This is a genomic window from Limnoraphis robusta BA-68 BA1 (assembly GCF_034932365.1).
GTDB classification, from domain to species: domain Bacteria; phylum Cyanobacteriota; class Cyanobacteriia; order Cyanobacteriales; family Microcoleaceae; genus Capilliphycus; species Capilliphycus robustus.
On record NZ_JAYGHR010000053.1, the window covers coordinates 1 to 6,215 of the forward strand.

A 6,215-nucleotide genomic window follows, 5' to 3' on the forward strand; every position below is an offset into this window, starting at 1 on the left:
AGGGAAAGGTTTGAAGCTATTAGCTCAATATTTTAACAGTACGGTAGGGCATACCGAATCTGACCCCAAAAAGGTAAAAGCTCAGGGAGAAAACGACCTCTGGCTTGTTAACGGAGACGCTAACATTCTAAGTCGATTCTGTGAACTGAGAATCAGCAATTGCGCGCTGAGAATCCCTCGCTATAATCTTTGATTTAGCGATGGGAGTATGTCAATTTTGTCGAAATCTGGGAAACAGAAGCTGCTTTAGAAACTCATCTCGCCAGCGCTCACATTCAAGCTGCGACTCAAAAACTTAAGGGTTTAATCGCCACTCAACCGGATATTCGACGTTACGATTTAGTTTTGTAATCAATTGGCAAGCATGATAGAAATTGGCGGCTTCTCCGTTCCCCCTGCACACAAACGACGCATTGAAATTCCGGTAGCTCGTCTACCTACACAAACCATGTTGTCGCTACCTGTGATTGTGATTAACGGTATTAGTGAGGGGCCGCGACTGTGGCTGAGTGCCGCAATTCATGGGGATGAACTCAATGGCGTGGAAATTATTCACCGGGTTCTGCAACAAATTTCACCCCGACAGTTGCGAGGAACCCTAATAGCTGTTCCGATTGTTAATGTGTTTGGTTTTATTGATCAATCTCGCTATCTTCCCGATCGTCGGGATCTCAATCGGGCTTTTCCGGGTTCTAAGCGGGGATCTCTCGGAGGACGTTTGGCGACGTTATTTATGGAAGAAATTGTCAACCGTTCTACTCATGGCATTGATTTACATACGGCTTCTGATCATCGCAATAATTTACCTCAAATTCGCGCTAATCTCGACGACCCAGAAACCTATGAATGTGCGAAAGCGTTTGGTGCGCCTGTGATTATTCACTCTCAAACCCGTGATGGTTCACTGCGACAAGCTGCTACTCAACAGGGCCTTCCCGTGCTACTCTACGAGGCAGGAGAAGCTTTGCGGTTTGATCCTCATGCCATTGGTATCGGTGTAGAAGGGGTATTACGAGTGATGACGGTTTTGGGTATGTACGAACCCAAGGTTCACACCAGACCGATCGCTTCAGTTGAAATCCGCAAAACTCGATGGATACGCGCCTCTACCAGTGGAATTTTACTCTTGAGTGTCAAACTTGGCGAAAGAGTCTATGAAAAACAGATCCTCGGTGTTATTTCTGATGCGTTTGGAGATGCGAGTATGCGAATCCGCGCACCTGCTGATGGGTTGGTGATTTGCGCTCAACAAAATCCTCTCGTTAATCAGGGTGATGCGATCATACATTTAGCTCTTTTTTAACAGAGATTCAATGCTAATTTTGAGCTATTTATTCCGTCGTAATATCATGTGCGGATAATTAGTGATCAAAAACTTTCTCATAATCCTCCTCTTTCTTCTTCTTTATTTCCTCGGTGACTCGGTGACTCCTCCTCCTCTTTCTTCTTCTTGATTTCCTCCTGACTCCTGACTCCTGACTCGGTGACTCCTGACTCGGTGACTCCTGACTCGGTGACTCGGTGACTCGGTGACTCCTCTGTCGTTTATTTATAACTGTTCAACCGGACATGATATAAATTATCGCGTTTAAGGTGAATCCTTCCAATTACATCCCTCGGAGTTCGTCATCTTTTATCTATAATTTAGAGTGAATCCGATTCCCTGAAGTCATTTCAAACCCAATCATCTGTTTATGGTCAATTTATCCTCAAAAAAAGTTCTGGTTTGTCAAAATCGCACTTGTCTAAAACAAGGATCAGGTAAAGTATTAGCCGCATTTCAAGCAGAACCAATTCCTAATGTAGATATCGAAGCTACAGGTTGTTTGGGACAATGTGGTAATGGGCCGATGGTGATTATTTTACCCGAAGCAGTTTGGTATAATCGCGTTCAAGCTGATCACGTTTCAACCATTATCAAACATCATTTACACGATGGAGAAGCCGTTAAAGCTTTCCTTGATGCCAAGTATGCTAAACACAATTAGTCTTCGCTCGTGGGGAAAAGAAAGCATCAATCCCTGAGATGATAGCCTCTTTTCCCTTTCTTTTTTACTCAGCCGGATGCGTTAAAAAAGGAACTTCTATCACTTCTGCTTCTACTTCTCCCACTTTCACTTTTAAGCCCTTTCCTCCCGCCTTTGTCCGAATATAACCTAAGCCAAAATATCCTCTTTCCGTTTCCATAAAACTGGTGAGTTTACCGACTTTTTTATCCTCTACTTTGATTTCTGTTCCAATTGCGACAGGTGCATTGAGTCGGATTCCCCAAAGTTGTTGTTTAACCCCTTTATAGGTGTTTAAACGAGCGATTGTTTCTTGACCAATATAGCAGCCTTTCTCAAAAGAAATTGTATTCCATAATCCCGCTTCTAACGGATTATAATCATCAGTTAGTTCAGCATCCGGTGTTGGTCTTCCTTGTTCGATACGAAGCTGTTCCCAAAGGCGATCACCCATTGCGATCGCCCCAGAATTGACTAAGATTTTCCACAACGAAACGGCCTGTTCGACTGATACAATTAACGTATATCCTGGCGTCACCAAACCACTTCCAACTGCAACCCGCACAGGAATATTCTCGATTTCCATCTGTTGATGACTGGCGTAGGGTTGATCAACCAGTGGCGTTATTCCCAATTTTTTGAACAGTTGATCACTTTCAGGCCCCATTAAACTAAAGATAGCATTTTGATCGCTAATATCCTTTAAATCTACCTTATCCATTGGGAAAATATAACGATCTAACCAATCAATTAACATCTGACGACGGGAAGGCGAAACTAACACTAAAACCGCATTTTCGGTGACATAAAGCGTGGTTAAATCTATGGTACGGGCGGTAGAACTAACAAATACGCTATCACATCCCTCGCCGGGTTTCAGAGATAGAATATTGTTGGTACTTTGGTTGTGTAAAAATCGCAGTCGATCCTCATTGGAAATTTGGATCAGTCCCCAATGGGAGCGATCGCATAAAGCAACACCTGTTTGAGTCGCAGCGATCGCATCGGGATCATTACCAAAACTCAGGGGAACGCTTGTAGAATCGTCTAATGTGGCACCTTGAGCGGTTTGAATTTCACGTAAAGATTGAATCATCATCGTTTAAAGTGTTAAAGGTTGACGGAGTAACGGATTACTAAGATTGTCCCACTTCGTTGGATGAGTTATCAAAAAATTGGTCAATAATCATCCGGGCTTTTTCATCAATGCGAGTCCAGTCTACATCACCTGTGTGATCAATTAAACTGGTATCAATCTCAACTTCTTGGCTTTCTTGGGGAGCGTGGGTGAGTTGATAGTTTTTGAAACAAACTTGATAACATAATTCCCAGATATCTAAACTCACTTTTTGGTTATTACATTCAAGATCTAGTCGATAACCCGGATAGGGGGTTTCAGTATTGTGGTAGGTTCCTTTCCAGACTGATGGTTCTTCTAGCTTTTTGCGGATGTTGTCTAGGAGTCTGATCAAGATGGGTTGCATGAGTAATTCTGCCTGTTGCCAAGCGACTTGATCTTTAATTTTGGGTCTCATAGAAGGGATATTAAACTCATTTTCTGTATTGTCTTAGTTTATCTTGTTCCTTTCCCTCTATGGAATTTGTTTTTTGATGCTAGGGTATGGTCTATAATTCAAGTCTATCATTGGAAATGACAACGCTATATAACAAATGATGACAATCTTTATCTCAACAGTCAGGCTGAAGTTAAAATTTAATTCTGTTCAGAATGAACTTTAATTTAGAACGGTTTTTTGTTTAAATCAAAGCAGAACCTCATCCTAAAACTATCAAGCTTTTAACGTCAGAATTTTGAAAGAGATTGTGAAATCTATCAAAAGCCTGAACCGTAAGATGTATCGTGATTCGTTGAACTTGAGAACGACAGAAAAAATACTAATGAGTCTATGATGTGCCTCACTCAAACACAGTTAACCTCAATTCTCGCAAGTCAGCGTCCGTTAACTTAACAAAGCTTGAGCAACTCCCCAGAATTCTAATCTCAAGGGATATTCGGTTTATTTCCCCCGATCAAGTGTTGAAAACGCTATTGAAAAAGACCGTAATATTTGCTGTAAAATAAGAAAGTATATCTCTATGCTTGTACAACGATCTGAAATTGTTTAGGCTTGATGGAAAAAGTTGCAATTCTCCGAAGTTGCAATGCCGTGATCTGAACGGACTGAGATCCTCAACTGGCAAATTCAGTATGGAGGATGATCCAGAAGTCGATAAAATTTCAGATAATATCTAGAGCAAAGCGCACCAGGAGAACAATGCCACACCTGAATTTAGTTGATACCCATCTTAACGGACGACAGCCCCATTCACTCCCCTCGACCACAAAGGGAGAAGGAATGGGGATATCCCAAACCCCAGAAATCAATCTGGATCTAGTTAACCAACAACTTGAGGAAAGCGAAGCAACTCAGATCGTACAGTGGGGGGCTAACACCTTTGGGGAAAGTTTGGTGATGAGTACCAGCTTTGGAATTCAGTCTGCGGTGATGCTGCACCTGGTTACACAAGTAATACCAGACATTCCGATTATTTGGATCGATACAGGATATTTACCTGCGGAAACCTATATCTTTGCTGAACAGTTAACCGAACGCTTAAACCTCAATCTGAAAATCTACCAGTCTCCTATCAGTCCGGCTCGTATGGAAGCCTTGCATGGTCGGTTATGGGAAAAAGAAGACGTTGAGTCTTTCAACCGTTATGATTATATCCGCAAAGTCGAACCGATGCAACGGGCTTTGCAAGAACTAAATGCCACCGCTTGGTTAGCGGGACTGCGATCGCATCAAACCGAACACCGCAAAACCCTACGTCGGGTTGAAAAGCAGTCAGGTCGATACAAAATTTATCCAATTTTATCTTGGAGTTCTAAGCAAGTCTACAAATACCTCAGTACCTACGATTTACCCTATCATCCCTACTTTGATCTCGGTTATACCACCGTTGGAGACTGGCATTCTAGCCGTCCTCTACACGCAACCGATACCAACGAACGAGATACCCGCTTCAGAGGTCTAAAACAAGAATGTGGGTTGCATTTACCCAAAACAGAACAAGAAGCTAAGAGTTTAGACTCCAGTTCATTGTAGCAAGCCTTTACAGTTACCATTAGCGTCGGGGCGGGTTCTACAAAATCTATGTCTTCCCACAAATAACTAACATCAACCCGCCCTTACTATTCGCCCAAAACCATCGCATGATGACGAATATGATCTTCAATAAACGTCGAAACAAAATAGTAACTATGATCATATCCCTGTTGCATCCGCAGGGTTAATAATTGTCCGACTTGCACACAAGACTGTTCAAAAACTTCGGGTAACAACTGTCCTTGGACGAGGTAAGGATCAGCCGTTCCCACATCAATTAATATTGGGCGGTTAAAGTCGCCTCGCAACACTAATTGACTCGCATCATAGTTGCGCCATTTTTCGCGATCGCATCCGAGATATTGGCTAAAAACTTTCTCCCCCCAAGGCGATCGCATCGGTGCGGCGATCGGTGCAAAAGCCGAAACCGAGAGATATTTTTGCGGGTTTTTCAACGCACAAACCAGCGCCCCATGACCCCCCATTGAATGACCAAAAATGCTTTGTTTGTTGGGGATAATCGGAAAATTTTCACGAATCAGTTGAGGAAGTTCTTCAACAACATAGCTATACATCTGATAATGGGTGTTCCAGGGTTCCTCTGTCGCATCAATATAAAACCCCGCTCCCGTTCCGATATCCCAGTCGTCATCCTCTCCTGGAGTTCCCGTTTCACGCGGACTGGTATCGGGTACAACCAACATTAAACCATACTTTGCAGCTAACCGTTGAGCGCCCGCTTTGGCCATAAAGTTTTCTTCCGTACAGGTTAAACCGGAGAGAAAATAAAGCGCCGGAACGGGGTTTAATTGCGCTTGTGGGGGCTGATAAACTGAAAACCGCATGGTGCTATTACAAGTCAAAGAGTGATGGCTGTAATACCCAACAACACCCCCAAAACAAGCACTTTCACGAATTAAATCTGGGGCAGACATAAGATAAAATCTGAAAGATGGATAGTCTAAAAACTGTGCTGACGGTGTTACGCTGTACATCTGTGGACAAACACATCTGACGCGATGGCAATGCCTTCAACCGATAGGTTGAGAGCAAAGGAGCCGTCCCTCAAAGCACGAATCATAATGTTCCGTGCGCCGCC

6 protein-coding genes and 1 pseudogene are annotated in these 6,215 nt (G+C 43.1%); 4 read left to right on the plus strand and 3 right to left on the minus strand.

The window, feature by feature from the left end:
* Positions 1–222: 222 nt before the first annotated feature.
* The 3 genes and pseudogenes from VB836_RS13230 to VB836_RS13240 all read left to right on the plus strand — a co-directional run.
* A pseudogene (locus VB836_RS13230) lies at positions 223–351 on the plus strand (putative quinol monooxygenase); the annotation flags it as partial.
* Between the two features lie 13 nt (positions 352–364).
* Positions 365–1,303 carry a succinylglutamate desuccinylase/aspartoacylase family protein gene (locus VB836_RS13235; RefSeq protein ID WP_046282218.1) on the plus strand — a complete coding sequence of 313 codons (939 nt, stop codon included), beginning with the start codon at positions 365–367 and terminating at the stop codon, positions 1,301–1,303.
* A gap of 391 nt (positions 1,304–1,694) precedes the next feature.
* Positions 1,695–1,988 carry a (2Fe-2S) ferredoxin domain-containing protein gene (locus tag VB836_RS13240; protein WP_323219737.1) on the plus strand — a complete coding sequence of 98 codons (294 nt, stop codon included), beginning with the start codon at positions 1,695–1,697 and terminating at the stop codon, positions 1,986–1,988.
* Positions 1,989–2,052: 64 nt separating this feature from the next.
* Here the strand turns inward: VB836_RS13240 and ygfZ are convergent, their stop codons facing one another.
* Positions 2,053–3,102 (minus strand): CAF17-like 4Fe-4S cluster assembly/insertion protein YgfZ, encoded by a 1,050-nt coding sequence (gene ygfZ, locus VB836_RS13245; protein ID WP_323219741.1) that lies wholly within the window; start codon positions 3,100–3,102, stop codon positions 2,053–2,055.
* Between the two features lie 40 nt (positions 3,103–3,142).
* The gene (locus tag VB836_RS13250; protein WP_323219738.1) at positions 3,143–3,541 is read right to left on the minus strand and encodes a hypothetical protein; all 399 of its coding nucleotides are present in this window, start codon (positions 3,539–3,541) and stop codon (positions 3,143–3,145) included.
* A gap of 741 nt (positions 3,542–4,282) precedes the next feature.
* Here VB836_RS13250 and VB836_RS13255 point away from each other — a divergent pair.
* The gene (locus VB836_RS13255; protein WP_323219739.1) at positions 4,283–5,116 is read left to right on the plus strand and encodes a phosphoadenylyl-sulfate reductase; all 834 of its coding nucleotides are present in this window, start codon (positions 4,283–4,285) and stop codon (positions 5,114–5,116) included.
* Between the two features lie 86 nt (positions 5,117–5,202).
* Here VB836_RS13255 and fghA read toward each other — a convergent pair whose 3' ends face one another.
* Entirely contained in the window at positions 5,203–6,051 is an 849-nt protein-coding gene (gene fghA / locus VB836_RS13260) for an S-formylglutathione hydrolase (protein ID WP_323219740.1), read from the minus strand.
* Positions 6,052–6,215: the final 164 nt, after the last annotated feature.

Coding starts and splice junctions, on each gene's coding strand:
- VB836_RS13250 (WP_323219738.1), bottom strand. CDS start 3,541: ATGAGACCCAAAATTAAAGATCAAGTCGCTTGGCAACAGGCAGAATTA.
- VB836_RS13240 (WP_323219737.1), top strand. CDS start 1,695: ATGGTCAATTTATCCTCAAAAAAAGTTCTGGTTTGTCAAAATCGCACT.
- VB836_RS13255 (WP_323219739.1), top strand. CDS start 4,283: ATGCCACACCTGAATTTAGTTGATACCCATCTTAACGGACGACAGCCC.
- VB836_RS13235 (WP_046282218.1), top strand. CDS start 365: ATGATAGAAATTGGCGGCTTCTCCGTTCCCCCTGCACACAAACGACGC.
- ygfZ (WP_323219741.1), bottom strand. CDS start 3,102: ATGATTCAATCTTTACGTGAAATTCAAACCGCTCAAGGTGCCACATTA.
- fghA (WP_323219740.1), bottom strand. CDS start 6,051: ATGTCTGCCCCAGATTTAATTCGTGAAAGTGCTTGTTTTGGGGGTGTT.